At 49.6% G+C, this 260-nt stretch carries 1 pseudogene; it reads right to left on the reverse strand.

The annotated features are described in order from the left end of the window. A pseudogene (locus ADI86_RS12075) lies at nt 1-260 on the reverse strand (hypothetical protein); the annotation flags it as partial.

The following is a 260-nucleotide window of genomic DNA, read 5'->3' on the forward strand; positions in this document are numbered from 1 at the left end:
GAATCAACATCAGCTTCAGCAAGCACATCGGCTTCAGAATCCACATCAGCTTCTGAATCGGCATCAACAAGCGCATCAGAATCAGCCTCAGCAAGCACGTCAGCATCTGAATCAACATCAGCTTCAGCAAGCACGTCAGCTTCAGAATCCACATCAGCTTCAGCAAGCACATCGGCTTCTGAATCAACATCGGCTTCAGCAAGCACGTCAGCTTCAGCAAGCACATCGGCTTCTGAATCAACATCGGCTTCAGCAAGCAC

Origin of the sequence: Streptococcus pseudopneumoniae, from assembly GCF_001074975.1 — a bacterium.
GTDB lineage: Bacteria > Bacillota > Bacilli > Lactobacillales > Streptococcaceae > Streptococcus > Streptococcus pseudopneumoniae_D.